Origin of the sequence: Burkholderia sp. TSV86 (assembly GCF_001522865.1) — a bacterium.
Classification (GTDB): domain Bacteria; phylum Pseudomonadota; class Gammaproteobacteria; order Burkholderiales; family Burkholderiaceae; genus Burkholderia.
This window is the reverse complement of sequence record NZ_LOWB01000033.1, coordinates 48286-74282: the sequence shown is the minus strand read 5'-3', so window position 1 is coordinate 74282 and position 25997 is coordinate 48286. Positions and strand designations below refer to the sequence as shown.

Sequence of the window (25997 nt, the reverse complement as noted above, 5' to 3'; positions counted from 1 at the left end):
TGCCAATGCGCGCCCGTTGGCGCATGTGCATGTGACTCCCGCATACGAATCGCTCGCGCCGAAAACGCATCCCGTCCATTCGACGAAGCCGCGATCGGGCGGATATGACCGGGCATCGACCAAGCGATAATCGAAACGCAGCCATCGCCTTGCACAACCCATCGGCGCAGAAGCGAAGCGGATTTCACTTCCCACTGGAGCCCGCCGAGCACGAACCGGCCCGCCTGCCGCCCCTACTCGCTCATTTGGCCGCCAGCCCGGCGCGGAAAGCGCTCATATAGGCCGACGCTTCGCTGACGCCCCCATAGCTTTTCCCCGCGATATCGTCATACAGCCAAAGGAACGCGCCGACGATCCCGCATTGTTTCTTCCATGCGCTCATCACGCCTTGGGCCTGCGGCGGCGAGTCATCCCAATCCGCGACACCCGGAAACACCGGAACGCCGCCGAAATTCCAGCCACTGCACGGGGTATTCAGCGCTCCGCCCGCATAAGTTTGCAGATGAACGCCATCGACCGTTCCCGGCCTTTGCGCATTGATCTGCGATACCACCGAAGTCCAATAAGACGCGTTGGTATAGGGATCAGGCATCACGTGGTAACCCAAGTTGCCCAGCATGACGCCGAATTGGACGGTCGTTGCGGCGTCGTAGCTGTTCTCGTCATCGAAGTCGATCGCGTCGACCGAGGGCAGCGCCTGCTTGATCGCCAGGAAGTCCTTATAGAGGATGCTGGAAGGTCCCGTTCCCTGCGACTGCACGAGGGCTTTGATGTTCTGCCAGTCGCCAACATTGGACGAGCCGATGCTGAACGTGATGCGCTTGACAGTGCCCTGCTTCAACGCCGCCAGATTGTTCGCGAAATTCGGATAGGTGGCGTTGCCGACGTACACCCCGTTCTTCACCAGCGGAAACTCGCCGTTGAAATTCAGATCGCCGGCCGAACTCACCGCGATGTTCCAGACGACGATCTCGGTCGCGCCCGACGCCGCCAGTTCACTGATGTTGTTGGACGTATTCTTATAGATCGGGCCGCCGCCGAACAGCGTCGTATAGCCTGTCGCGCCAGCCAGCGCCGTCAACGAAAAAGTCAGGCCTCCCAACAATGACAGCGAGCCCACCCAGCGTGAGCGCGCGCGGATTCGCGCCGGAAACCGCGGCTTGCGGATCAGGTTTCCCATCGAATACCTCGTCTGCTTGAATTCGTGAAAGTTTCCGCGCCCCGATTTATCGGCGCGCCGCCGTCATTGCCGGATGCTTTCAATCAATAGCCGGTCTTTTAATACACCGAATATTGATAAGACATATTATTTGAAATAGCCCAACAAACAACCTGCGCCTCCCTGTATCGATCAGTTTAGTCGCAAGTTCGGCCTGTTTCGTGCCCAAGCGCACATTGGCGGGCCGCTCACACTCAAATAAACGAAGTAACTTCCATCTAAAACCACAAACTGTCTCGACGAGCGATTATTATTGATTGCCGCGCGCCGAATCCCTTTAAAAGGATCGTACATTCGGCCGCTCATTCCAGAAATCTTTTGTTTATTTCAATTCAATAAACTCAATAAACATCGATACGGTGCCAAACAGGTCCGGTCGGTTCGGAACAAAATCAAGCGGAGACGAAAATGCGAAGAAGCGGGAAGCTGACAGGTGCGATGCTGATGCTCTGCGCGGCACTGACATCGTATGGCGGCCATGCGCTTGCGTTCGACGGCGCACGGCTCGCGCCGCTCGATCAACCGATAGCCGCCGCGCCGAATGGCCGGATGGATTCGAGCGGTGCGGCCTCCGAGCGAAACGCAGATCTCGCACTCACGCCATACGTGAACCCACTGATCGGCACGGACTATGCGACGCACCGCCCCGCCGATCCGGTCGGCTCGGGGCTTGGCGGCGGCACGTTCCCCGGCGCGACGCTGCCGTTCGGGATGATTCAATGGAGCCCGATGACGCCGACCGCGCAATACGACGCGTCGGTAGGCGACGGCTCCGGGTTCTCGGGCGGTTATTGGTACGGCGACACGTCGATCAACGCATTCAGCGTCCTGCATCTGAGCGGCACCGGCTGCTGGGCAAACGGCGGCTATCTGAACGTGATGCCGACGCTCTCCCCCGGCGCGCGCACGCAGACAAGCTTCAGTCACGCGAATGAGACCGCGCGTGCCGGCTATTACGCCGTGACGCTCAACAACGGCATCAAGGCGGAATTGACGGCAACGCTGCGCACCGGCTACGCGCGCTTCAGCTATCCGGCGCTCGCGCAGGGCCAGCAGGCGAGCATCTCGATCGATCCGACCGTGCTCAACAACCGCGCGCAGGGTTCGACGAGCGACACGATCCAGCAAATCGGCGATCGGGCGCTCTCAGGCCGGATCGCGGGCGGCGGCTTCTGCTGGGCCGGACATAGCGTGCCAGTCTATTACTACGCAAAGTTCAGCCGGCCGTTCGCGGCAAAGCCGATGCTCGCCGCCAATCGGCCCGTCGCGGTGACGTTCGCGCTCGACGCAAAGCAACCCATCGTGTTGATGAAGCTCGGCATCTCGTTCGTCAGCGAGGCAAACGCCAAGGCGAATCTGGACGCCGAAAATCCCGACACCGATGCCGGCGGCCGGGCAAACTGGGACTTCGATCAAGTGCGCGCCGCCGCCGGCACCGCGTGGAATGCGCGTTTGAACGCGATTCAGGTAACAGGCGGCAGCGACGCGGACAAGACCAAGTTCTACACGGCGCTCTATCACGCATCGCTGCACCCGAACGTTTTCAACGATGTCAACGGCCAGTATCCGGACTTCCTTACGTCCAGCGCGACGCCGAAAACGAAGCAGGCCGCGCGCGGCCGCACGATGTACGCAAACTTCTCGGGCTGGGACATCGACCGCTCGTTCATGCAGCTACAAGCATTGCTCGATCCAGCGCGCACGAGCGACATCGTGCAGTCGCTCGTTCTGGACGCGCAGACTTGCGGCGCATTCCCACGCTGGGCGTACTTCAACACGGAAACCGCGGTCATGCCCGGCGACGCGGGTTCGCTGCTCGTCGCGAATGCGCACGCATTCGGCGCAACGAATTTCGATACGCGGGCCGCGCTCGCGATCATGAAGAACAGCACGGCGCCGGGCGCGGCCTGCGCCGGCTCGCCGGTGATGGGCGGTCGCGCCGACTTCGATCGCCTCGGCTACGTGCCTTCGGCAAGCGCGGACGACAACCAAAGCGCGTCGAATACGCTGGAGTACGCATTGCGCGACTTCGCCGTGTCGCGCTTCGCCATGACGCTCGGCGACACGGCCACAGCCGCCACACTACTGAAATCGAGCGGCAATTGGAAAAACCTGCTCAACCAGGGCGCCATCCATCCGAAGACGCCGACCGGCGCATGGGTGGCAAACGGCGGCTTCATGGAGGGCAACTCCGAACAGTACACATGGTATGTGCCGCAGAATTTCGGCGGCCTGCTCAGCCGGATCGGCGATGCGCGCTCGGTCGTCAAGCGGCTCGATACGTTTTTCACGAACCTGAACGTCGGTACCGAAAAGCCCTTTTTCTACGTAGGCAACGAAGTGACGATGGCGGTGCCATGGGTATATGCGTGGGCCGGCGCGCCCACCCATACGCAACGTGTGCTGCACGCGGCGCTCGGCACCCAGTTCGATACGAGTCCGGGCGGCCTGCCGGGCAATGACGATCTCGGTGCGATCTCGGGCTGGTATGTGTGGGCCGCGCTCGGCCTGTATCCAGTCGTGCCGGGCGTGAGCGGGCTGGCGCTGTCGAGCCCGCAATTCGAGAAAATCGACGTGCGCATCGGGCAGGCGAACGGCCGCTACCAGCTGTTGCATATCGTCGCGCCGGGGGCCGGCTCGAGCGACACCGCAGCGTTCTACGTCAAATCGCTGCAATTGAACGGTGCAGCCTATTCGAGCGCATGGCTGCCGCTCGCGGCAATCGCGCGCGGAGGCAAGCTGGCTTTCACGATGACGGGCGATCCGGCTGCCGCAGCGTGGGGAACCGACGCATCGGCATTACCGTCGTTTCCGGATACGCGCACGACGCCGTAAGCGAACGGCAATGCGCGCCGGGACACCGGCGCGCGTTCGAGCCGCGCGGCTCACATGCGGAGCAAGCTCGCCCAGTGGCTTTGCCGGTCCTTGTCGCGCTGCGCGAACAACCACTCGCGCATCGCCCGGGCCGCGTCCGATGATTTGGATTCCTTTGGATATACCACGTAGAAACCCAGCGACAGCGGAAACGAAAAATCGCCAATCCGGCGCAGCCGGCCCGCGGCGATATCCCGGCCCACCAACGGCTCGCTCGTCAACGCAATGCCTTGGCCCGCAATGGCGGCATCGATCGCCAGCGCCGACATGCTGAATCGCGGCCCCTTCGCGGGATCGATCTGATCGAGCAGATCCAGCGCGTCGAGAAATTCGGGCCATAGATCGTGCGCGTCGTGCAGTAGCACATGCTTGGCCAGATCCGACGGTGCGTCGATCGCGCGCGGACCATCGAGCAGCGACGGACTGCCGACCGCGAAGATATCGAGAGAAAAAAGCAGATCGCCGCTCACTGCGTTGCCGAACGGCGGTTTGCCGAGACGAATTGCAATATCCACGCCGTCGCCCCTGAACGTGCTGAGTTTTTCGTCAGCCACGACACGTACTTCGATGGCGGGATATGCTTCGCTGAACTGAGCCAAGCGCGGGATCAGCCATTTCGATGCAAACGAAGGCGTCGTGCTGACCGTCAGTGTCGACGGGCGGCGATCGAGCGCGTCGGTTGCATCGGAGATGATGTGCAACGCACGCTGAATGGCGGAGAAATACGCGAGCCCTTCGTCCGTCAGCGCAAGTCCACGCGGCAGGCGCTCGAAAAGCCTCAGCGTCAGCACTGCTTCGAGATGGCGCACCTGCTGCGCGACCGCGCCTTGCGTCACGCCAATCTCCTGCGCCGCCAGTCGAAAATTGAGATGGCGCGCCGCTGCCTCGAACGCGCGCAATGCGTTGAGCGGCGGCAAGCGCCGCCTTTTCAGTTCATTTTTCATACAGCAGAAAAACTACAGGCAATGATGAGAAATCATGGTTCGACAGAACCATTCCATCTCTCTAAAGTACTGTCAATAAAAGCAGATTTTTAGGCAGCAGAATATACGGCAAGAATTCCGGAGAACGATATGACCGTAGAAAAAGTGGCACTCGTAACAGCAGCGGGTAAAGGCATGGGCGCGGCGATCGCAAAGGAGCTGGCTTCGAACGGCTACCGGGTGGCGCTGATGTCACCGTCGGGCAGCGCCGAGAAGCTCGCAGGTGAACTCGGCGGCATCGGCATTGCCGGTTCGGTGACCGATATGGCCGACCTCGACCGCCTGGTCCGCCTGACGCTCGAACGGTACGGCCGCATCGATGCTATCGTCAACAATACCGGGCACCCGCCCAAGGGCGATCTGCTGTCGATCGACGACGAAAAATGGCACGCGGGCCTCGACCTCATCATTCTGAACGTCGTGCGTGTGCTGCGTCGCGTCACGCCGGTCTTCCAGGCTCAAGGCGGCGGCGCGATCGTCAACATCTCGAGCTTCGCGGCCGACGCTCCCGAGCAGGCGATGCCGGTTTCGTCCGCGCTTCGCGCCGCGTTGAGCGCATTCACGCGCTTGTACGCCGAACGTTATGCGAACGACAACATCCGCATCAATTCAGTGCTGCCCGGCTTCATCGACAGTTGGCCGCAAACGCCTGAGATCGTCGCGCGCATTCCGCTTGGCCGCTTCGGTAAAACGCAGGAAATCGCGAAGACGGTTGCGTTCCTGCTGTCGGATGGCGCGGGTTATATCACCGGCCAGAATATCCGGGTAGACGGCGGAATTGTCCGGGCGCTGTAAATACGTTGTGCCCCGCGCATGGTAAATCGCATGCATTCCTGGATAAATTCCGGACCGCCATCACACATCACTACCCGCCAACATAGACCGCGTCGATCAGGCGGTGCGCCGGAATGCCACGCATCAAGGCTCTTCCTGCAGGAAAAGCGCGCCGCCGCCGCGAACGTGGCCGCCTGCCAATTCGGCGAGCGAATGCATGCCAGTACATTCCATTGCGTCGCGCCCGTCCGATTTGATCATCTTTTGCAACGACCCTGAAATTCGCTACCAGAATTTGTTAATTCTGTACAAGTAGACAATTTTTTTCTTGCTGGTGTGCGGCTCAACCTTACAAAATAGCCATCGCCGGTTCTTCATCAAGTACACGGCAGCTATTTTCCTGTATCGGGAACCGCGCTTTTCTCATCCTCGAATTCAACAGCTGCAAAGGTAGATCGATGTCCTCTCCCGCTTTCGAGTCCGTACGGTTGGACGACGTTGTGTTGCAACCCTCGCCCATCAACCCGGCCTGGATCATCGAGGGCAATCCCGTCGCCCGCTGTGGTCAATGGTCGTCCAGCCCTGATTCGACGACGACCATGTGGGTCTGGGATTGCACTGCGGGACGCTTCAATTGGTACTTCGAAGTCGACGAGACCATTCACGTGATCGAAGGCGAAGTGATCATTGCGTCACCGGGCCATGCCCCTCGCACGCTGCGCGCGGGCGACGCCGCATTGTTTCCCGCCGGCAGCCATTCCGAATGGTACGTACCCCGATACGTCCGCAAGCACGCGATTCTGCGCCCGCACATTTCCAAGCCGGCGCTTCTCGTCCATAAGGTAATTCGTAAGCTGAACAACACGCTAAGCGGCCGTAAGCCAGCAGCGGCGTTCTGATCGGCGGCGCGAAACTCGGATATCACATGAGCGCGCGGCTGGCCACTTGAGCCGCACCGGCCGGCACGGTCACGCGCGCAACGTCGATTTCGCCGGAACGCACGCACGCGTCCTGCTCAGCATGCGGCCGTCCCGACGCTTCGTTTACGTCGCGTCATTCGCGAGCAACACAATCTTCTCTTTCAATGCCGGATATTCGCGCGCATCGAAGAACCGTTCGCTGGCGTTGTAGCGGCGCGCGTCGACAATGGGCACCGGCAAGTCCGGCTCCGCCGCCTGATCGAAAGTCAGTTCGATCTTGATGCCGTTCGGATCATGAACGAACATCTGCCAGTTCGAGCCGCCTTTTTGGTTCTGCTCTCGCGCGCTGATCCCTAACTTTTCGAAATGCGCACGATAGTGCGTGAACCCGTGCGCGAGCAGCGAAATGTGATCGACCGCGCCTCGTTCGTTGTCCGTGGGAATCTCGCCGTTGCCGTCTGCCGCCGCATAGCCGGCATAAACATGAAGAATCGGCTGGCCGATCGCGTTCGGCACGGCAAACCAAGCGCCGGGGAATTTCAGCCCGGCCGGCCGGGACACCTCTTTCAGCCCGAGTACGCCCTTGTAGAAAAGAAGCGTAGCGTCGAGATCCGCCGTGCGGATCGCGCAATGAAAAATGCCGCCAATCATCATCGAAAATACTCCTCCTTGCGGATCGGCCAATACCGTCCACGCTCATCAAATATTTCGGATAACCATGCATTGGATCCACACGTTCGAAAACGCCGTCGCTCACGCATAGGCCAGGCTACCGCCGAGCGGCTCAATGATTCCGGCAGCGGGCACGGGCCGTTTGCAATACGCTCCGTCCTTCATCACGATCTTGATGTTGTCGCGATCCTGTAGCAACGTAATATCGTCGATGGGATCGCCGTCGACGACGAGCAAATCCGCGAGATAACCTTCCCGGATCAGCCCCAGATTCGCGATGCCCATGATTTCGCCGCCCCATTTCGTCGCGGCCATCAGCGCCTCGGCAGGCGTGAAGCCGAGCAGATTCACGAAGTGTTCGAGATCGCGGGCATTCGTGCCGATCGGGTTCCACGCGAATCCGTAGTCCCCGCCCGGCAAAATTCGCAGACCGCGCGCCTTCAAATCGCGGTAGACGCTCGGACATCGTTCAAGCATGTCGAATAACTCGTGGTCCAGCGCAAACTGCCGCGTGATGCCCCAAGGCTCGGCCTCGTAGGCTGCCGTGTAGATCGCGCCGATCGCAGGTGCGAGAAAAATGCGGTCCCTTTGCGCTTCGAGCAGATCGAAGGTGTCGCCCTCGATGAAATCGCAGTGGTAAATCACGCGAAAGCCGTATTTCAACGCCAGCCTCACCGATTCGTCCGCGCGCGCATGGCAAGACAGCCAAGCGCCTCGCATGTGCGCCTCCTCGGCCGCTGCGGCCACTTCCGCCTCGGTATACGACAGGCGATGGCCAAAGCCGTGACGGCCATAGAATGGATCGCCGGAGATATTCACCTTGACCGTATCGACGCCCTCGCGAATCAGCGTGCGAACGGTGCGGCGCACTTCGTCGATACCGTCCGCGATAACTTCAAACCCCTGATGGTGCATGTGATATTGACGTTCGTCGCCGAGACCGCCGGTGGCGACCAGCTCCGGCGACGCGGCGCGCATGCGCGGGCCTGGAAAACGTCCTGCGTCGATCGCATCGCGAATCGGCACCTCGAGCCGGAACTTCGCGGATGCAGCCGAATAAAGGCTGGTGAATCCGGAGTCGAGCATCAGTTTCACATTCTCGAGCGCCAATAGCGTATGCTCTTCGAGCGGAATTTGCCCAAGCTCGTTGAACTTCACCATGTTGCTATATGTCACGTGCGCATGCGCTTCGACGAGCCCCGGCATCAGCGTCATTCCTTGTCCGTCGATGATGTCGTAGTGCGACTCGCGCGTGATGCTGTGCGTACCGCGCCCCACGCTTCGGATGAGGCCCCCTTCGACCAACACCTCGCCCGCGAAACAGGGCGCGCCAGTACCATCGAAAATCTTCAACTGCGTGAATAATTGTGGCTTCATTTGCATCTCTCACGATGAACGCCGGAATGCAACCCTTCACTCGCGACATTGCCCGCGAGCGGTCCGGGCCCTGATTTCGACGCGTCGGTATTCGCGCGCCGCCGCCATTGACACTCAGTCCGCGATACGCAACAGGAATTCGCGCAGCAAGCCGCTGATCTCGCGCGCTTTCTCTATCGGCGTCCAGTGGCCGCAGGCGGGCAGTTCCACATACGTCGCGGCCGGAATCTTCTGCGCAATCGCCTTCGCAACCGCCGGCGGCGATGTCGCATCCTGATCGCCGGTCACAACCAGCGTTGGGCAACGCAGCGTCTCGATAGGCGCGGGCGAGAGCGCGACGATCGCCTCGCAGGTTTGCGCATACGATTCGGGGTCCTGACGCATGACGAGTTCGCGCACGAATGCCGCGATTTCAGGACGATCGTGCCGGGTCTCCTTTGCGGTTCCCGACAGTACCGTCGTATCCGCCACTTCGGTCATCCCGGACGACCTTGCGCGTGCGGCACGCCCGAGCAAAGCTTGCTTGCCTGCGTCGGCGGGCACCTGGATCGGACCGATCAACGCAACGCTCTTCACACGCGACCGATGCCGCACCGCCAAGTGCTGTACGACCACACTGCCCAGCGAATGCCCGACGAAATGGGCTGTCTCGATACCAACCTCGTCGATCAATTCAATCACGTCGCCCACCAGCGTATCGATCGATATTGCGATACCGTTGTCGCGCCATTGCCTCATCAGATCCGGCACGAGTACCCGGAAATCGGATTGCAGCGCCGCCAGCTGCGCGCCGAAAATATTCGCCGAGGCGCCCAGACCATGAACCAGAACCACCGGCTCGCCGTGCCCCGCGTCGTCGTATCGTATCTTCATTTGCATTCCTTGATTATTCGTTGATCGATTCGAAAATCGGTTGAGGGCCGATCCGGCCCGGCCCGGCGTCAGTCCGAAACCTGTTTTTTGGCGAAATCGCCGATATGTTCGACTGCAATACCACCGGCAACATCGACGCGCCAACATGCCCGGCATCGGCTAACCGATAAGCCAATGCAGCGTCGACGAGATCGCCTGCCATCGATTCCGTCAGCCCCGACAAACGAAGCCGCGGCTTCACAGGTGAGTCAAGCACCACGACGCAAGGATCGACACAGCCTCCGAGACAATGCACCAGCCTGACGTCGACACCCTGCCCGCACAGCGCATCTTTCATCGCCCGGTACAGCGCATGGGCGAACGCGCCACTGCTGGGCCGGTTTCTCGGGCAGGTTCTGCAAATGACGAGCGTCTCGGCCAGCAGCCTGGCCGCTGACGGCTCGTCGCGCCGATCTGCTGTTTGGGTGTGCTGCTCGGACACTGTGCGCATCGCGCTCTCCGTTGGGCGCGCGCGAAAACCGCGCTCACCAGTTGGAATCGCGGCCACACACCCCGATCCCGTATGCGGCGATTCTACGAATGCTGATTGCCTGCGCCATATCGAAACGTCTGCCGGTCTATCGCGGCGTCTCGCTATTTTTTGAAAACCGAAATCTTTTTCGCCATGCTATTTCTCGTCAGCCGTAACTTATCCAAGAATCCACTTTTTAAAAAAATCAATCAGGATTCGTTCACGTGTCAGATTCCCGGTCAACCGCGAAAATGCTAGTCTTATTGCCTATAAATCAAATGCATTGATACGTAGACAGGAGGAAGCATGACGGAGACATTCGCACTCCACGACGGCGCTTTCGGCCGCATATCGCTGTTGTCGCTGCGCTCGGGGCTGGTCGCTCACGCCCATCCGGATGCGCATATCGTCTGGTGGCTCGGCGGCGCGCAAGCCGAAGCGCGAATCGGCACCGAGGCCTTTCGGTACAGCACGACCCAGGCTTCGGCGGTCAACCCATATGAGCAGCACGACCTGAAGTTGCTCGCGTCGGATCGGCCCGCGCTGTTTCTTGCCGTCTATATCGAGAAAGCGTGGCTGGAGCAAAAGGCGCGCACAGCGGGCGGTCCTTTTTTATTTCCTTCGCCAAGAATCGACATCAACCCGGCGTTACGTGCCCGCTTATGGCAGCTCCTCGCGCTGATTCTCTCCGATTCGGAAAAAAGCGCGTCCATCGACCAAGCCGTCGAGCAACTGATCATGATGTCCGTGCAAGCATCATCGGCCGTGACACGGCGCGGAGTAAAGGCCGTCAACGCGCCGGTATTGAGCCGCAAGCTTAGAATGGCGGTGCATCTGATGCATGAGCGCGTCGATGCTCGTTCGACCATCGATGAAATCGCCAGCGAAGCAGGGCTTTCGCGCGCGCGCCTGTTCGTGTTGTTCCGGGATCAGCTCAATACCACGCCGCAAGTGTTCTGGCGCGCGCTTCGGCTCGAGGAGGCGATCCGTGAACTGATCAACGGCCGGTTGCCGCTCGCGAGCCTCGCGCATGAACTGGGATTTTCGGCGGCCAGCAATTTCTCGCGTTTTTTCAAGGAACATACCGGCGTATCGCCTTCCGATTATCGGCGTGCCGCCCATGTCCGCTCGGCTCGCCCTTTGGTGGAATCGATGCTTTGAATATTTCCCGGGCCGGCTAAATCGCCAATCAAGGAAATATCAAATGGCGTGCAAAAGCGCTTACCCCGGCCGGAAATAAAAAACACGCACTTGCCTTGACGGTCTCATTCGCTGTCTCTCGATCGCTCATCAGCGCGCATCCGCCACACGCGGCAATTCTTCTCGGCACCGCCGATGCGAGCCGGCCAAGAGCCCTGCATCGGCGTCAGAATGCGCGTGTATTTTCCATCACCATCCAATCACGACAAAAAGGCCGCACCGCTTCCGACGGCATCCCAAGCCGTCGCCTTTTCGGATACCGTATCAATTTCTCCGATATACCGATCGCCGACGCACGCGCGTCTGGTAAAAATGACGTGCGGCCGCTCGATTGCCGATTGACGCCACACAGGTGCCCGGCAATGCAATCGAAGCGCGACAAGCAACCGAAACCTGCCCCAAACACATCGTTGGCCTGCAACAAACGCATGAAAAACCAACTTGCTCTGTTGACGATACTGCTCGCCGTCAACGTATCGGCACCGGCAAAAACGGTGCTGATCGCCACCGGTAACGGAGCCGACAGTCAAGCCGCGTCGATGCTTGCAACTCAACTCACTCCGGCGGCGGAGTTCGTCGATCTGGCACAGCTCGCCCCGCAGGAAATCGACGTCACCGCTTCGGCCTGTATCATGATTGTCGGGCAGCGTGCCGCAGATTCGTTGCTGACAACACGTCCGATAAGGTCGTCTCTGCTCACGCGCCCCGTTGCCATTTATACCCATTTGCTGGATAGCACGATCAAGACATTCGTAAGCGACAAGATCGACAGCATGGGCCGACTGAATCTGTACACGACGGATTCACAACTTGCGTTATTGCAAGAAAGGGACGCCGATCTGTACAGTCAGCTGCAGCGCGCGCATCCACGCGTTGCCGTGTACCTGACACCGCTCGTCATGACGACGGTTCGCAACACCAACGTTTTGCCCGTTCCCGCGCCGCCGGTCGATTACGCGATCTGGCTCGGTGGCAACTACACCACCTCCGCCGGCACGCTCAGGCTTTTTTCCACCGTGCAAATCGTCGCCGCTCTCGAGAAATTGCGCGCGGCCATTGCGCCACATCGCCCGGTTGGCATCTTTATCATGCGCAGACTGTTTTCCGACGACATGACTGGCGTGGAAAAAGCGCGCCGCTTAAACGCTATCCGGCGAGTTTTTCCGGACAACCTGGTCACGCTGTATGTCAGCAATGCTATGCAACAGCAATTGACCGAGCCGGTTGCCGGCATGGCACAGCCGCCTTCGTATTCGGCCTTGATGCATGCCCGGTGGGCCGACACGACTCGCCATTTTGCTTCCGTCGATCAATACAACCTCTTCAGCGATCTAGCCGCCCACGCACTGACACCCTTTCTGTTGGACGAACAGGATCAGGATCAGCAGCGTTATGCGGCCAGCTATTTACAAACGCTACATCGACCTCGCGGCCCCGGCATGATGGAACTCATCCGGCAGAGCCAATGCGCGCCCGCATCGTAGGCGACGCACGCACGAAAGTCAAAACCCATCGACGCCGTGGCGGGCAGGCATGCTCAGAACAAATACATCCCCGCCACGAACACCACTCCCGAAAACAACAGCGCTGTCACGCAATACCCCATGATGTCGCGCACACCGAGCCCTGCGATCGCGAGCGCGGGTAACGCCCAGAACGGCTGCGCCATGTTGGTCCACGCCTCGCCATATGCGATCGCCATCGCTGCCTTGCCAAGATCCGCGCCAAGCGCCTGAGCGGCCGGCATCACGAACGGCCCTTGTACGACCCAGTGACCGCCGCCCGACGGCACCGCGAAATTGATCACCGCCGAGCTTAGGAACGTGAGCAGTGCGAACGTGTGGACGTTCGCGATATCGACGAACCATTTCGTGATCACGCCTGCCAGCCCCGAGTGATCCATCAACGCCTGGATACCCGCATAGAAGGGAAACTGGATCATGATGCCCGACGCGCCGCGCGCGGCCGCCGCAACCGCGCGCGCGTATGCCATCGGCGTGCGGTGCAGCAGGATACCGGCGGCAAGGAAAACAAGGTTTACCGTGTCGATGTCGAGTGCAAAGCCCTTTTGCGTGAAGCGCACGCCGAGAAACACGAAGCACACTGCGGCAACGAGCATCGACAGCAAACGGCTCTCCTCGAGCCGCTCGGCAAGCGTCGCATCCTGCCCGAGCGTGCGCTCGACGCTCGGCGGATCTTCGAGCAGCTTCGGATCAACCATCACGACGTCGGACGGCTTGGGCATCATCAACCGCGCGAGGAACGGCAGCATCACAGTGAGGCCGATCGTCACGAATGCGTTATAGCCGGTAAAGAGGGTGTCCGACACGGGGATCAGGCCAACCGTCTTTTCCATCGGATTGCCCTTCGTCGCGGCAACGAGCGGAATCGATCCGGACAGCCCGCCGTGCCAACTCAAAAAGCCCATATAAGCCGACGCGACGAGTAGCCGGTAATCGACGCCGCGCACGCGCCGCGCGACTTCGCGCGCGAGCATCGCGCCGAGCACGAGGCCAAAACCCCAGTTGATCGCGCACGCGAGCGCCGAGACGAACGCCACGAGCATCACGCCCTGCCCCGGCGAGCGCGCCGACGACGCCAGCGCGACCAGCAAGCGCTTGACGGGCGCGGAGCTGGCGAGCGCATGCCCGGTGACGAGGATCATCACCATCTGCATCGAGAATGCAAGCAGATTCCAAAAGCCCGAGCCCCACATCATCACAAGTTGCGGCGGCGATTGCGGCGTAAGGCCGAACGCGAGTGCGAACGTCGCGATGGTTAGCAGGATCGCGAAAATCAACGGGTCGGGCAGCACCCGATGCACGATCTGTGTGAAAAAAGCGGAAATGCGTTGAATCAATTGTCTCTCCTCGTCTCTTCGTTCAGGGTGACGCCAATCGCATGCTCATTAGCGAACTAACCGGCATTCAACGCTGCCGGCATGTTTCGGCGAACCGGGCGGATTCTTGCACAAACACGCTGCGCGTGCTGACTACATCCCCAACTGCGCTCGCACGTCTAGCGTTTTCCCCTACCGCTCGCTCCTTGACGCACGCAACGCCATCGACAACACTTCCACGCACCCACAGTGTGATCACGAATCACATATCAAAATCAGGAGCCCGGATTGATCACGCGCACCGCCCCTCCCGCATTGAAGGTCATTGAACAAGAAACGATGGCCGATAAGGTCTACCAACAACTGCGCGAAGCACTGATGAGCGGCCGCTTCGCGCCTGGCCAGGCGCTGAGCTTGCGCGGCGTCGCGCAAGCGGTCGGCTCGTCGACGATGCCGGTGCGCGCCGCGCTCACACGGCTGCGAGCCGAGCGCGCACTCATCGATGGGCCGAACCGGGCACTCGTGGTACCGCCGATGACGACCGACATGCTCGACGAACTGCGTGACGTGCGCATCGCACTTGAAGGCTGCGTCGCCGAACGCGCGGCTGCGCGGATGAACGACGCGCAGATCGCCGGCATCCGTCGCCTCTGCGAAACCATGCAAACCCAAGCCGAAGCCGGCCGGACCCATGCGTATCTGCAAAGCAACTTCGCGTTTCACAGCGCGATCTATGCGCACGGCGCGGGCGAAAGCACCCTCGCGATCATTCAGAACCTGTGGATGCGGATCGGCCCGTTCTTGAACATGGTCGCGCTTGATATTCCGCACATGCGCCGCTCGATGAATGCACACCGCACGATCGTCGATGCGCTCGAGCGGCGTGACGGCACCGGCGTGCGTGCCGGCATCGCGCTGGACATCGGCCATGCCGCGCATGATCTCGCTGCTTCACTCACGGCCGAACAGGCGTCGCCGCGGCTGCGCGCGCGCTCGTGACGCTTAGGCAACACACCTAGCAGCCACGCTGGCCCGCCGCGATCCACGAGCCGGCCGCACACGAACCGATTCGATTTCGATTCGAAAAACCATCCAACATCGAAGGAGACATTGCGCATGGCCACACACGACTTGCTCAAACCCTACGGCGATCTGCGCGTGCTGGTGACAGGCGGCGCAGCCGGCATCGGCCTCGCGATCGCAGACGCCTTCGCTAACTGCGGTGCGCGCGTGCACATTTGCGACGCATCCGAAACGGCACTCGCCGCGCTTGCCGACCGGCCCCAACGGCCAGCACTCGGTGCGACGCTAGCCGACGTCACCGATCCCGGCGCAATCGATCGCGTGTTCACCGATATCACGCGCACATTCGGCGGGCTCGACGTGCTCGTCAACAACGCCGGCATCGCAGGGCCGACTGGTGGTATCGACGAAATCACCCCCGCTCAGTGGGAACAGACCGTCGCGATCAATCTGAACGCGCAATTCCAGTTCGCGCGCCGTGCGGTGCCGCTGTTGCGCGACGCCACCCATGGCGGCTCGATCATTGCGCTTTCGTCGGTAGCGGGCCGGTTGGGTTACGCGTATCGCACGCCGTATTCAGCGACCAAATGGGCGATCGTCGGTCTGGTCAAAAGTCTCGCGATCGAACTCGGCCCGCTCGGCATCCGCGTGAACGCGATCCAGCCGGGCATCGTGCGCGGCCCGAGGATGCGGCGCGTGATCGAAGCACGCGCCGCGCAACTCGGCCTCGGCTATCACGAGATGCAGGCACGCTACCTCGAGAAGATTTCACTGCGCCGCATGACCGACCCCGACGAAATCGCCGCCACCGCGCTATTCCTGTGCACACCGGGCGGACGCGGCATCACCGGCCAAGCCATTTCCGTCTGCGGCAACGTTGAAACGCTTTAATCCGTCGGCACCCAGCTCGACCAGGAGACCACCGTGGCAAACGCTCGCAAAGTCATCATCACCTGCGCGCCGACAGGCGCGATCCATACACCTTCGATGTCACCGCACCTGCCCGTCACGCCTCTCGAAATCGAAACCGCGGCAATCGACGCAGCGCAGGCCGGCGCGGCGATTCTGCATCTGCACGCGCGAGATCCGTCCAATGGCAAGCCCACGCAAGATCCCGCCGTGTTCGAACAATTCCTGCCGCGCATCAAAGCGCAAACCGATGCGGTGATCAACATCACGTCGGGCGGCAGCCCGCACATGACGGTCGACGAACGTCTGCGCCCGGCGCTTCATTTTCAACCGGAAATCGCGTCGCTCAACATGGGTTCGATGAATTTCGGCCTCTACCCGATGCTCGAACGCACGCGGGAATTCAAGCACCTGTGGGAACGCGAACATCTGGAAAAGAGCCGCGACCTCGTATTCAAGAACACCTTCTCGGACATTGAAACCATCCTGACGCGCTGCGGCGCGAACGGTACGCGCTTCGAATTCGAGTGCTACGACATCTCGCACCTCTACAACCTCGCGCATTTCGTCGATCGCGGGCTTGCGAAGCCGCCGTTCTTCATCCAAAGCGTGTTCGGCCTGCTCGGCGGAATCGGCGCACATCCGGAAGATCTGATGCACATGCGCCGCACCGCCGATCGCCTGTTCGGTGCGGACTATGTCTGGTCGATTCTCGGCGCAGGCCGCCATCAGATTCCGCTCGCATCGATCGGCGCGGCTCAAGGCGCGAATGTCCGGGTCGGACTCGAGGATTCGCTGTGGATCGCGCCCGGCAAGCTCGCACAATCGAGCGCCGAGCAGGTGCAAAAAATTCGTCAGGTACTCGAAGGATTATCGCTCGACATCGCTACTCCGTCAGACGCACGCGCGATGCTCCGGCTCAAGGGCAGCGGCGAGGTCAAGTTCTGAGCCGGCCGCCCGCCACTCGCTGAATACGCAAGCAAGCGCAGAGACACGGCGCCGGCCACCGCCAGGCCGCCATCGCCCCGCTCCCGGTGAGTGCCGCCGGCGCGCGACTGCGTCATCTGCTCAACTTTTGTCGAACACAGTGCGTCGCGCTTGCCGTGCGCGCCAGTTCGCCTTTACCTGAGCCGTCAACATGTCCACTCGCCAAGCCCAAGCGTTGCACCCCGCCGCCGTTCACGCCGCGCCGCCGTTGAACCGGCTGCTGTTCAAAAAACTGCTGCCGTTGTTGATTGCCGCGTATGTCATTAGTTTTCTCGACCGTACCAACATTGCGTTCGCGAAGCATTCGATGAGCGTTGATCTCGGCATCTCGTCGGCCGCATACGGTCTCGGAGCGGGGCTGTTTTTCTTGACTTACGCATGCTTCGAAATCCCGAGCAATCTGATCTTGCATCGTGTCGGCGCGCGTTTCTGGATCGCCCGGATCATGATGACGTGGGGCGTGCTGTCGATCGCGATGGCCCTGGTGCGTGGCGAAGCGTCGTCCTATCTGATGCGGCTGTTGCTCGGCGCCGCTGAAGCCGGGCTCTTTCCTGGCGTGATGCTTTATCTGACCTACTGGTTTGGCCGCGACGAACGCGCACGCGCGACGGGTTACTTTCTACTCGGCGTTTGCATAGCGAATATCGTCGGCGGACCGCTCGCCGGCGTACTGCTCGAACTCGACGGGCTGCTCGGGCTGCATGGCTGGCAATGGCTATTCGTGATCGAAGGCATACCGGCGATTGCGCTTGCGCTCGTCGTATGGATGCGCCTGCCCGATCGTCCGAGCGACGCGCGTTGGCTCGCACCGGAAACCGGCCGCGCACTGGAGCACGCACTCGCAACCGAGCAGGAAACCGGCTCGGTTGCGCACGGCGGTCATTCGTTCGGTGTCGCGCTGCGCGATCCGCAAATCTGGCTGGCGATTTTCATATACTTCTGCCACCAGTTGACGATCTATACCGTGATCTTCTTTTTACCAGGCATCATTGGCGCGTCGGGACAATTCTCTCCATTCGTGATCGGTATACTGACGGCTACACCTTGGCTTGCCGCCGCGCTCGGGGCGGCAACGCTGCCGCGCTTTGCGCGCAATTCGCGTCGCGCGCGCACGATGCTATGCGCGGGGCTTGCCGTGATGGCGCTCGGGCTTGTGGGAGCCGCCCATGCATCGCCCGTGATGGAACTGGTCAGCTTGTGCGTTGCCGCGACGATGTTCTTCGTCGTGCAGTCGATCATCTTTACGTTTCCCGCGTCGCGGCTCAGCGGAAGCGCGCTCGCGGGCGGCCTGGGGCTCGTCAATACGTGCGGTTTGCTCGGCGGCTTCGTCGGGCCGACAGTAGCCGGCATGATCGAGCAGGTAAGCGGCGACGCGAAAAACGGCCTCGTGCTGCTGGCCGCCGCGCTCGTGATCGCGGCGTTGGCCAGCCTGCGGCTGCGCAACGGGCACGAGTGAAGCAAGAAGGCCGCGCACGGCTTGCTTGCTCTTGCTGCGTTACGCCGGATAGGCAAGCCGCTCCGGCTCGCGCTGCATGATGATCTCGCCATGCCGGATCGACAGCCGCGCCTTCGCCTGCCGGCGCACCGCATCGTAGTCGCTGCCGGCATCGAATACGAGCAGGTTCGCGGGCCGTCCCGGCTCGATTCCGTAACGTTCGCCAAGATGCATCGTGCGTGCGCCATGATCTGTGCCGAAATCGAGACAGCGTTGCAAATCGTCGTAGCCCATCATGTGACAGATGTGCAGGCCCGCGTCCAGCACGCGCAGGATATTTCCGTTTCCGAGCGGATACCACGGGTCTCTGATCGAATCCTGACCGAAACACACATTGAGCCCCGCACGATCCAGCTCCGCGACGCGCGTCACGCCACGCCGCTTAGGAAATGTATCGAAACGTCCCTGCAAATGAATGCTCTCGGTCGGACACGAAATGAAGTTGATCGCCGAGCGCTTCAGCAGCCGGAATAGTTTCGAGCAATACGCATTGTCATACGAGCCCATCGCCGTCGTATGGCTCGCCGTCACGCGTGCGCCCATACCGCGCACACGCGCCTCCTCGGCGAGCACTTCGAGAAAACGCGAATTCGGGTCATCGGTTTCGTCGCAATGCACGTCGACGAGACAGCCGGTTCGCTCGGCGAGATCCATCAGAAACTTGATCGAACTCACACCCTGCTCGCGCGTGTTCTCGAAATGCGGTATCCCGCCGACCACATCCGCGCCCATCTCGATCGCCTGTTCCATCAGCCTTCGTCCGCCGTCGAACGATTCGATACCCTCCTGCGGAAATGCCACGATTTGCAGATCGATCAGACCGCGCGCCTCGTCTTTCACTTCGAGCATCGCCTTCAGCGCGGCAAGCGTCGGATCGGTTACGTCGACATGCGTGCGCACGTGCTGAATTCCGTGATCGCGCAGCATACCGATAGCCGCATGCGCACGCGCTTTCGTATCGTCATGCGTGATCGTTGCCTTGCGCTGCGCCCAACGCTCGATGCCTTCGAACAGCGTGCCGCTCATATTCCATTCCGGATCCCCCGCCGTCAGCACGGCATCGAGATGAATGTGCGGCTCCACGAGCGGCGCAATCACGAGCTGACCGGCCGCATCGATATGATCCGCATCCGGCGTAGCGATCCGCTCGGATTGCTGCGTGATGGCCGCGATCATGCCGCCGTCGATATCGATGGTGTGCAGGCCATTGCGCTTGCGCAGCGCGGCATTGACGATTTTCATGAACGCTCCTGTAGTTGAGAGCCCAGCGTCCGCCATGCAAGCAACGCAGCCGGCGATTGGGCGTATTGTGGTGAATCGATCATTGCTCCGCCACGTGATTTGCGTGGCCGTTCATTCGTGGCAACGCGTCCAGCGTTTCGATCGGCACGGTGGTATGACAGCGATTCTCATCGATCAGGCTTCCGAATATTTTCGTCGCGAAATCATCTCGAACTCATCTGCTCATGGCTCCTGGATCGAAGGCGCGCGTGCGACGCGCTGCGAGATCTGCACGAACACGACATACGCGAACGACGACGCGGCAATACCCACGATCGGCGCGATCCACGGCGACGCATACGCCATCGCCGCGCCTACTGCATAGGCGGCCAGTCCCGGGACGTTGAAGCGCGGCAGCCGCGCCGACACGAGCGCCGGATAGCGGCCGCGGTGCCGAAACCAATAGTCTGCCATGATCACGCCGCCGACAGGAGGAATGATCGAGCCGAGCAGGAGCAAAAATGGAATCAGCAGTTCGTACATGCCGCCGATCGCCAGCACGATGCCGAACACCGCGCCCGCGAGCGTCAGCGTGCGACGGCGCTCGGTGCGCAGCAGATGGCACGCGGCAGCGGCGACGTTATAGATCGTCGGCCCCTGGATCGTCCACAAATTCAGGCATAGCATCACGACTGCCGCAATCGACAGCCCCTGCAACATCATCACTTCGACGATATCCGGCTGCTGATAAACGATCGCGCAATACGCGCCCGCGACGATCATCAAACCGTTGCCGGCGAAAAAACCGATCAGGCTCGCGAGCATCGCGGTACGGCCACCGCGCGCGAGGCGCGTCCAGTTGGTCGCCTGTGTCGCACCGCTTGCAAACGTGCCGAACACCATCGTGATCGCCGCCGGAAACGTCATCGGATGCGCCGGCGACACCCTCACCAGTCCCTGCCAACCGCCGATATCGCGCGTCGCGATCCACATCGATACGATCAGCAGCACGAACATCAGCGGCACCGATATGCGTGACAACACATCCATCCCGCGATAACCGACGATCGCGGTAATCGAGAAACCTAGACCGAACAGCACCATCAGCGGCGACGTCACCACCTGCGGCCAGCCGAGCAACTTGACGAGAGCGATCGAAACCGTCGCGGTGCCCCATGCATACCAGCCAAGCTCCGCGAAACCGAGGAGGAAATCGGACAGCTTGCTGCCGATCTCGCCGAAACAAAAGCGCCCCATCAATACCGAATTGAGGCCGCTGCGCGCCGCGATCAATCCAAGCGACGCCGCATAGGCGGCCAGCAACAGGTTGCCGGCAACGGCGATCCAAAGCATGTCGACAACACCGAATGCCACGCCGATCTTGCCGCCCGCGAACATCGTGCCCGTGAAAAACGTGAAACTCAGCAATACCATCGTGATCGAGAACAAGCCCTTGCGCTCGTTCTGCGGCACTTCGCTCAATGAAAATTCGCCTTGCTTCGTCATCGTTCAGGTCTCCAGCGTTTCAGCGCGAACAGTTGATATGCCGCGATTGGCGGCACGCCGATGATCGCAAGGGCCATGCCATGCTCATGGCCGGCACGGCGTCGGTAAAGCGCGGTAAAGCGGACAATGTGGAGTGTGCAAATTGCACAATGCCCGTAGCTCAGTCTGCAATCCGGCCGCCATTTTAATGTGCAAAACATGATGCGATGCACCACCGCGGACACGCATCGCACACTTTTCCGCACGAACGGCATGTTGCCGATTTCGATGAAAAGAAACTGGATGAACCCGCGCAATTGGCACTCGTATGTGCGGTCGCCAGCTTCGGATGAATGCTGCCATCGCACAACGCGGGCGGGCAGGGTGAAATCGCATCGATAACAGCGCACGGGCAGCGATCGCACGCCGAGCACCGGTGTACCGGAATAACCATGCGCCGCGGCGCTATTCATTCCGGTTCAATGTTGTTCGATCTGGAAGGCTGCAAACCAGCTCCGAGGATTTTTCCATACGCGGCGACTCCATAAACTGCGTATCGACAGTTCGAATCGCCAGACGCGAACTACGTCGAATCGCACTGAATCATCTCGGAGTTCTATATGAAATCGATCGCCGCCACTGCCGCTGCCGCGCTTATGCTCGCCGCACCGGTCGTCTCATTTGCGCAGCAGCCGTCGAGCCAAGGGCTCACACGCGCCCACGTCATTCAGGAACTCGTCGACCTCGAATCGGTCGGCTACCAGCCGGCACGCGGCAATGACACGAATTATCCGGAAGACATTCAAGCCGCTCAACAACAGCTCGATCGGAAACGCCTCGCCCAGCAAAAGGCGGCGACGTCCTACGGTGCGGCTGTCAGCGGCATCGCAGAGGCTGGCAAACCTGCCGCAGCCCACGTCCAATAAGCGACACCACACTTCGCACGCATTCCGCACGCGCGGCATGACGTGCGGAATGCGCGAGCAACACGGCTAATTTCAAAGCGGTCAATGCATGCCGCACACTTATCGCGATCGCTTCAGGCACATCGAGAACGCTGAGAAATCCGAACCGATACGCGAGTCAATGCGTCAGTGCCAGCTCGGAATCGGCAGATGCCTCCCGCGCAACCGCACAGGCATTCCGCACCGTCTCGCACGCCTGCGCACCGATCGAAGACAACCCCGCCTCATCACGCGCGATCATCTTCGGCATATGAAAGCGCAATGCGTCCACCCAAGTCCGCACTTTCGCATCGATAAAGCGCCGTGATGCATAGAGCGCGTAGACGTTCATCTTCTGCAGCCGATACGCGGGCAACACGCGCACAAGCATGCCGCGTCGCAAATCCTCGATTGCCGCGTAAAGCGGCAGCATGCCGATGCCGATACCTGAACGAATCGCCACTGCGAGCGATTCGGCGGTGTTGGTCTGCACCGGCCCCTCCACCTTGATCGTCTCGGTGTTCGCCGGCCCTTCGAGCTGCCACTCGTGCGACGGAAACGCGGGCGTGCACAGCGTCAGGCACGCATGCCGCGCGAGATCGCGCGGGCTGCACGGCGCGCCATGCGCGCGCAGGTATGCCGGCGTCGCGCACAAGATGTTGTAGGTCGAGCCCAGCAAATGCGACACCAGCTCCGAATCGGGCAATGCAGCCGCCGTGACGACTGCCATGTCACTCGTGCCGTCAAAGAGATCGGGCATTCGTTGCGACAGCATAAGCTTGATCGATACATCCGGATGCTGCTCGCGATACTCAGTCAGTGCAGGCAGCACGTAGTGTTGGCCAATGCTCGCAAAACTATGCATGCGCAACACGCCCGCCGGGCGCTCATGCGCGCGGCTCGCTTCTTCCTCGGCCTGGTCCACGTCGGCCAAAATCTGCCGGCAGCGCAGCAGATAGCGCTCGCCGGCAGGCGTCAGTGCCAGACGGCGCGTCGAACGATTCATCAGGCGCGTTCTCAGCCGAGCCTCCAGTTCAGACACAGCGCGCGACATCGCGCCCGTCGTCGAATTCAGCGATTGCGCGGCCGCCGTGAAGCTTCCCGCTTCCACCACACGGGCGAATACCCGCATGTTCTGTAACGTGTCCATGCTGGTTCGAAACTTGTCGAAGAGCCGCTATTGTCCTCCAGCACCCGGTGTCGATTGTTACTTCTGTTGCAACGATGGTTTCCTCGTAGTTTCGTTAATACGCGTGCACGACGCTCCTACAATCGGCGCCGCTCCAGTCGATTCGGCATCGTCGTGCGGATTGGGGCTCCCGATCAGCACCGTCACGAGCATTCGTCTTTGTCATGAAAACCGAGCCTGCGTCACCGCGATTCTCCATCGATCCGCAACGATGGCCGCCACGGTGGCCAGTGTTCGTCAAGCTCGCGCGGGACTGGGCGAAGAGCAGCGGGCTCGTGTGGCTTCATCTCATGAAAACGGTCTCGGCGGCGTTGCTTGCGATGGGTATCGCCATGCTATTCGACATGCCGCAGCCGCGCATTGCGATGACGACCGTATTCGTGCTGATGCAGCCGATGAGTGGCATGGTGTTCGCGAAAAGCTTTTATCGAATCGTGGGCACCGCCGTAGGGCTCGCCGCCGCGTTGACACTGGGCGCACTGTGCGCGCAACAGCCGGAGCTTTATATGACCGGCATGACGCTGTGGGTCGCGCTCTGCATTACGGCGGCCGTGCGCAATCGACATTTCCGTTGGTACGGTTACGTGCTTGCTGGCTATACCGCCGCACTCATCGGTCTGCCGGCCGTGATGGCTCCGAATACGCTGTTTCTCGCGGCGCTCACGCGCGCGAGCGAAGTCAGCGTCGGAATTATCTGCTCGGCCACGGTCAGCGCGATCGTATTCCCCCTCAGTTCGAGCAACGCATTGATGCGCACGCTGAACACGCGTCATCACGATTTCATTGCATTCGCCGCCAGCACGTTCGGCGGCTTCGTAGAACGAAGTGCATTCGAGCGGCGCTTCGCGGTTTTCTTCGACGGCATCGTCGGTTTCGAGGCAAACCGTGCGTTCGCGTCATTCGAAGATCCGCGGATTCGCGCGCGCAGCCGAAGGCTTGCGCGGCTGAACAGCGAATTCATGAATGCGTGCGCGCGGCTGCACGCGTTCCATCAACTGATCAAACGATTGCGCACGAATCATGCGAGCAACGTGCTCGCCGCCATCAGTTCGCATATCGAAACGTTATCGGCATTGCTCGGCAGGATCGGCGTCGAGTTCGAGCGCAACGAAAATGCGCACTCGTTGGCCATTGCCGAGCTGAGCGATTACCTCGCCGCACTGCCGAAGTGCGCGCGTGCATCGCGACGAGCAATCGAAGAGCACGCAAGAGCCGGCTTGCTCGATTTCGATACCGCGATCGAACTGCTCTATCGCTTCGTCGACGAATTTCGCGGTTATGCGCTAACACATGCATCGCTCGCGCTCGACAGTCACGTTCTCGAGCGCTCGGTTACTCGTTATGCGGTGAAGACCAACCGGTATTTCGTCGGCTTCACGTTCGTTCGCACGATCGTGGCGATGGGCGCGATGAGTGCATTTTGGATCGCCTCGGAATGGCCGAGCGGTGCACTCGCGGTAATCGGCACCGCCATCGCGGCGCGCTCAGTTCAAGCGCCGCACGCGCGAGCCGCTTCATCGCACAGATGGCGGCAGGCGCGGCGGGCGCGACGCTCGCCGGCTACCTGTACCTCTGCTACGTGTACCCGAACATCGGCGGTTTTGCGCTGCTATGCGCAGCGCTTGCGCCAACGCTCGCATTCGGTGCGTTTCTCGCGACGCTGCCCGGCAAGTCCGGCTATGGAATCGGTTTCGTCGTGTTTTTCTGCCTGCTTGCCGGACCGGACAACGTGATCGCCTATGCGCCCGACATGTTGCTCAACAACGGGCTTGCACTGATCGTTTCGATGCTCACCACATCGCTCGCCTTCGCGGTGTTCTTGCCCACCGAGTCGCCCTGGCTTATCGGCAAGATTACGCGCGACCTGCGCCGCCAAGTTGCGCTCGCGTGCAAAGGCCCGTTGCCCGGCTTGGATCAACGGTTTCAGTCGAGCACGCATGACTTGATTTCGCAGTTGCGCAACCTGCTCGTCAAGCGCTCGCGCGGTTATCGCGACGCGATGCGCTGGATGCTCGTCACGCTCGAAGTAGGCCATGCCGTCATCGATCTGCGCAACGAAATGCAAGTCTACTCGAGCACGTCAACCGTGCCCGCGCCGCGCTGGACCACGCTCGTCGGCGCGGTATCCAACGCGCTGCCGCGCCTATTCGAAACGCCCGATGCCCAGCGGCTCGCAACCACGCTGAGGTCAGTCAGTCTCGCGATTCGGGCGCTTCAGCATACGCAACACATATGGCATGCGATTCCGGACGAACGCCGGCGCATGCAGCGAATCGCCAGTTGTCTGCATTTCATCCGAAGTGCGCTGATCGACCGGGACACGCCGTTTTGCCGGTATACGCGAGCGCGCACGCCACGTCGACACTGACGCCGCGCTTTATCGATATGACGCGTGAATCGTTGTTCGATATGGAAAGAAGCTCTCCAACACCGAGGATTAATCGGCTCGAATCCGAGTCATATAGTGTCGTCAACGCCAAGCAAGGCGTTAAACATCAAGGA

Annotated in this window: 21 protein-coding genes and 1 pseudogene; 11 read left to right on the top strand and 11 right to left on the bottom strand. The window is 60.9% G+C overall.

Annotated elements, in window-relative coordinates; translation table 11 throughout:
* Window positions 1–241 precede the first annotated feature (241 nt).
* Window positions 242–1180, bottom strand: coding sequence for a hypothetical protein (locus WS68_RS05795; RefSeq protein ID WP_059569887.1), 939 nt, complete (start codon window positions 1178–1180; stop codon window positions 242–244).
* A gap of 447 nt (window positions 1181–1627) precedes the next feature.
* Here WS68_RS05795 and WS68_RS05790 point away from each other — a divergent pair, with 447 nt between their 5' ends.
* The gene (locus tag WS68_RS05790; RefSeq protein WP_059569886.1) at window positions 1628–4054 is read left to right on the top strand and encodes a GH92 family glycosyl hydrolase; all 2427 of its coding nucleotides are present in this window, start codon (window positions 1628–1630) and stop codon (window positions 4052–4054) included.
* A gap of 50 nt (window positions 4055–4104) precedes the next feature.
* Here the strand turns inward: WS68_RS05790 and gcvA are convergent, their stop codons facing one another.
* Window positions 4105–5037 (bottom strand): transcriptional regulator GcvA, encoded by a 933-nt coding sequence (gcvA, locus tag WS68_RS05785; protein WP_059569885.1) that lies wholly within the window; start codon window positions 5035–5037, stop codon window positions 4105–4107.
* A gap of 129 nt (window positions 5038–5166) precedes the next feature.
* On the opposite strand from gcvA, the gene WS68_RS05780 reads away from it, so the two are divergent.
* Together WS68_RS05780 and WS68_RS05775 are read left to right on the top strand one after the other, a co-directional pair.
* A complete protein-coding gene (locus WS68_RS05780; RefSeq protein WP_059569884.1) occupies window positions 5167–5871 on the top strand; it encodes an SDR family oxidoreductase in 705 nt (234 codons plus the stop codon).
* 437 nt (window positions 5872–6308) lie between these two features.
* On the top strand, window positions 6309–6749 hold the full coding sequence (locus tag WS68_RS05775) for a cupin domain-containing protein (protein ID WP_059569883.1): 441 nt from the start codon (window positions 6309–6311) through the stop codon (window positions 6747–6749).
* 144 nt (window positions 6750–6893) lie between these two features.
* Here WS68_RS05775 and WS68_RS05770 read toward each other — a convergent pair whose 3' ends face one another.
* From WS68_RS05770 to WS68_RS05755, 4 genes are all read right to left on the bottom strand, one after another.
* On the bottom strand, window positions 6894–7424 hold the full coding sequence (locus tag WS68_RS05770; RefSeq protein WP_156429353.1) for a VOC family protein: 531 nt from the start codon (window positions 7422–7424) through the stop codon (window positions 6894–6896).
* A gap of 99 nt (window positions 7425–7523) precedes the next feature.
* Window positions 7524–8819: an amidohydrolase family protein gene (locus WS68_RS05765; protein ID WP_197419529.1), complete on the bottom strand. Its 1296-nt coding sequence runs from the start codon at window positions 8817–8819 to the stop codon at window positions 7524–7526.
* Between the two features lie 114 nt (window positions 8820–8933).
* A complete protein-coding gene (locus tag WS68_RS05760) occupies window positions 8934–9692 on the bottom strand; it encodes an alpha/beta fold hydrolase (protein ID WP_197419528.1) in 759 nt (252 codons plus the stop codon).
* A gap of 13 nt (window positions 9693–9705) precedes the next feature.
* Window positions 9706–10239, bottom strand: coding sequence for a DUF1636 family protein (locus WS68_RS05755; RefSeq protein ID WP_156429352.1), 534 nt, complete (start codon window positions 10237–10239; stop codon window positions 9706–9708).
* A gap of 270 nt (window positions 10240–10509) precedes the next feature.
* Between WS68_RS05755 and WS68_RS05750 the strand changes: the two genes are divergently transcribed.
* Both WS68_RS05750 and WS68_RS05745 read left to right on the top strand, forming a co-directional pair.
* Window positions 10510–11364 carry a helix-turn-helix domain-containing protein gene (locus tag WS68_RS05750; protein WP_059569878.1) on the top strand — a complete coding sequence of 285 codons (855 nt, stop codon included), beginning with the start codon at window positions 10510–10512 and terminating at the stop codon, window positions 11362–11364.
* Window positions 11365–11459: 95 nt separating this feature from the next.
* The gene (locus WS68_RS05745) at window positions 11460–12887 is read left to right on the top strand and encodes a hypothetical protein (RefSeq protein WP_156429351.1); all 1428 of its coding nucleotides are present in this window, start codon (window positions 11460–11462) and stop codon (window positions 12885–12887) included.
* 53 nt (window positions 12888–12940) lie between these two features.
* Here WS68_RS05745 and WS68_RS05740 read toward each other — a convergent pair whose 3' ends face one another.
* A complete protein-coding gene (locus WS68_RS05740; protein ID WP_059569876.1) occupies window positions 12941–14263 on the bottom strand; it encodes a TIGR00366 family protein in 1323 nt (440 codons plus the stop codon).
* A 318-nt stretch (window positions 14264–14581) separates the two neighbouring features.
* Here WS68_RS05740 and WS68_RS05735 point away from each other — a divergent pair, with 318 nt between their 5' ends.
* The 4 genes from WS68_RS05735 to WS68_RS05720 all read left to right on the top strand — a co-directional run bounded on the left by WS68_RS05735 (window position 14582) and on the right by WS68_RS05720 (window position 18617).
* A complete protein-coding gene (locus WS68_RS05735; RefSeq protein ID WP_059569875.1) occupies window positions 14582–15241 on the top strand; it encodes a GntR family transcriptional regulator in 660 nt (219 codons plus the stop codon).
* Between the two features lie 117 nt (window positions 15242–15358).
* Window positions 15359–16156, top strand: coding sequence for an SDR family oxidoreductase (locus WS68_RS05730; RefSeq protein ID WP_059569874.1), 798 nt, complete (start codon window positions 15359–15361; stop codon window positions 16154–16156).
* A 33-nt stretch (window positions 16157–16189) separates the two neighbouring features.
* Window positions 16190–17122, top strand: coding sequence for a 3-keto-5-aminohexanoate cleavage protein (locus WS68_RS05725; protein ID WP_059569873.1), 933 nt, complete (start codon window positions 16190–16192; stop codon window positions 17120–17122).
* Between the two features lie 190 nt (window positions 17123–17312).
* Window positions 17313–18617: an MFS transporter gene (locus tag WS68_RS05720; protein WP_059569872.1), complete on the top strand. Its 1305-nt coding sequence runs from the start codon at window positions 17313–17315 to the stop codon at window positions 18615–18617.
* 39 nt (window positions 18618–18656) lie between these two features.
* Here the strand turns inward: WS68_RS05720 and codA are convergent, their stop codons facing one another.
* The 3 genes from codA to WS68_RS05705 all read right to left on the bottom strand — a co-directional run bounded on the left by codA (window position 18657) and on the right by WS68_RS05705 (window position 21835).
* A complete protein-coding gene (gene codA / locus WS68_RS05715; protein ID WP_059569871.1) occupies window positions 18657–19898 on the bottom strand; it encodes a cytosine deaminase in 1242 nt (413 codons plus the stop codon).
* A gap of 222 nt (window positions 19899–20120) precedes the next feature.
* Window positions 20121–21383, bottom strand: coding sequence for a cytosine permease (gene codB, locus WS68_RS05710; protein WP_059569870.1), 1263 nt, complete (start codon window positions 21381–21383; stop codon window positions 20121–20123).
* A complete protein-coding gene (locus tag WS68_RS05705; RefSeq protein WP_059569869.1) occupies window positions 21380–21835 on the bottom strand; it encodes a hypothetical protein in 456 nt (151 codons plus the stop codon). Before WS68_RS05705 ends, codB begins: the two co-directional genes overlap by 4 nt.
* Before the next feature lie 147 nt (window positions 21836–21982).
* Here WS68_RS05705 and WS68_RS05700 point away from each other — a divergent pair, with 147 nt between their 5' ends.
* Entirely contained in the window at window positions 21983–22288 is a 306-nt protein-coding gene (locus WS68_RS05700; RefSeq protein WP_059569868.1) for a DUF4148 domain-containing protein, read from the top strand.
* A gap of 157 nt (window positions 22289–22445) precedes the next feature.
* Here the strand turns inward: WS68_RS05700 and WS68_RS05695 are convergent, their stop codons facing one another.
* The gene (locus WS68_RS05695) at window positions 22446–23456 is read right to left on the bottom strand and encodes a LysR family transcriptional regulator (protein WP_059569867.1); all 1011 of its coding nucleotides are present in this window, start codon (window positions 23454–23456) and stop codon (window positions 22446–22448) included.
* 203 nt (window positions 23457–23659) lie between these two features.
* Here WS68_RS05695 and WS68_RS05690 point away from each other — a divergent pair.
* A pseudogene (locus WS68_RS05690) lies at window positions 23660–25863 on the top strand (FUSC family protein).
* The last annotated feature ends 134 nt before the right edge of the window (window positions 25864–25997 follow it).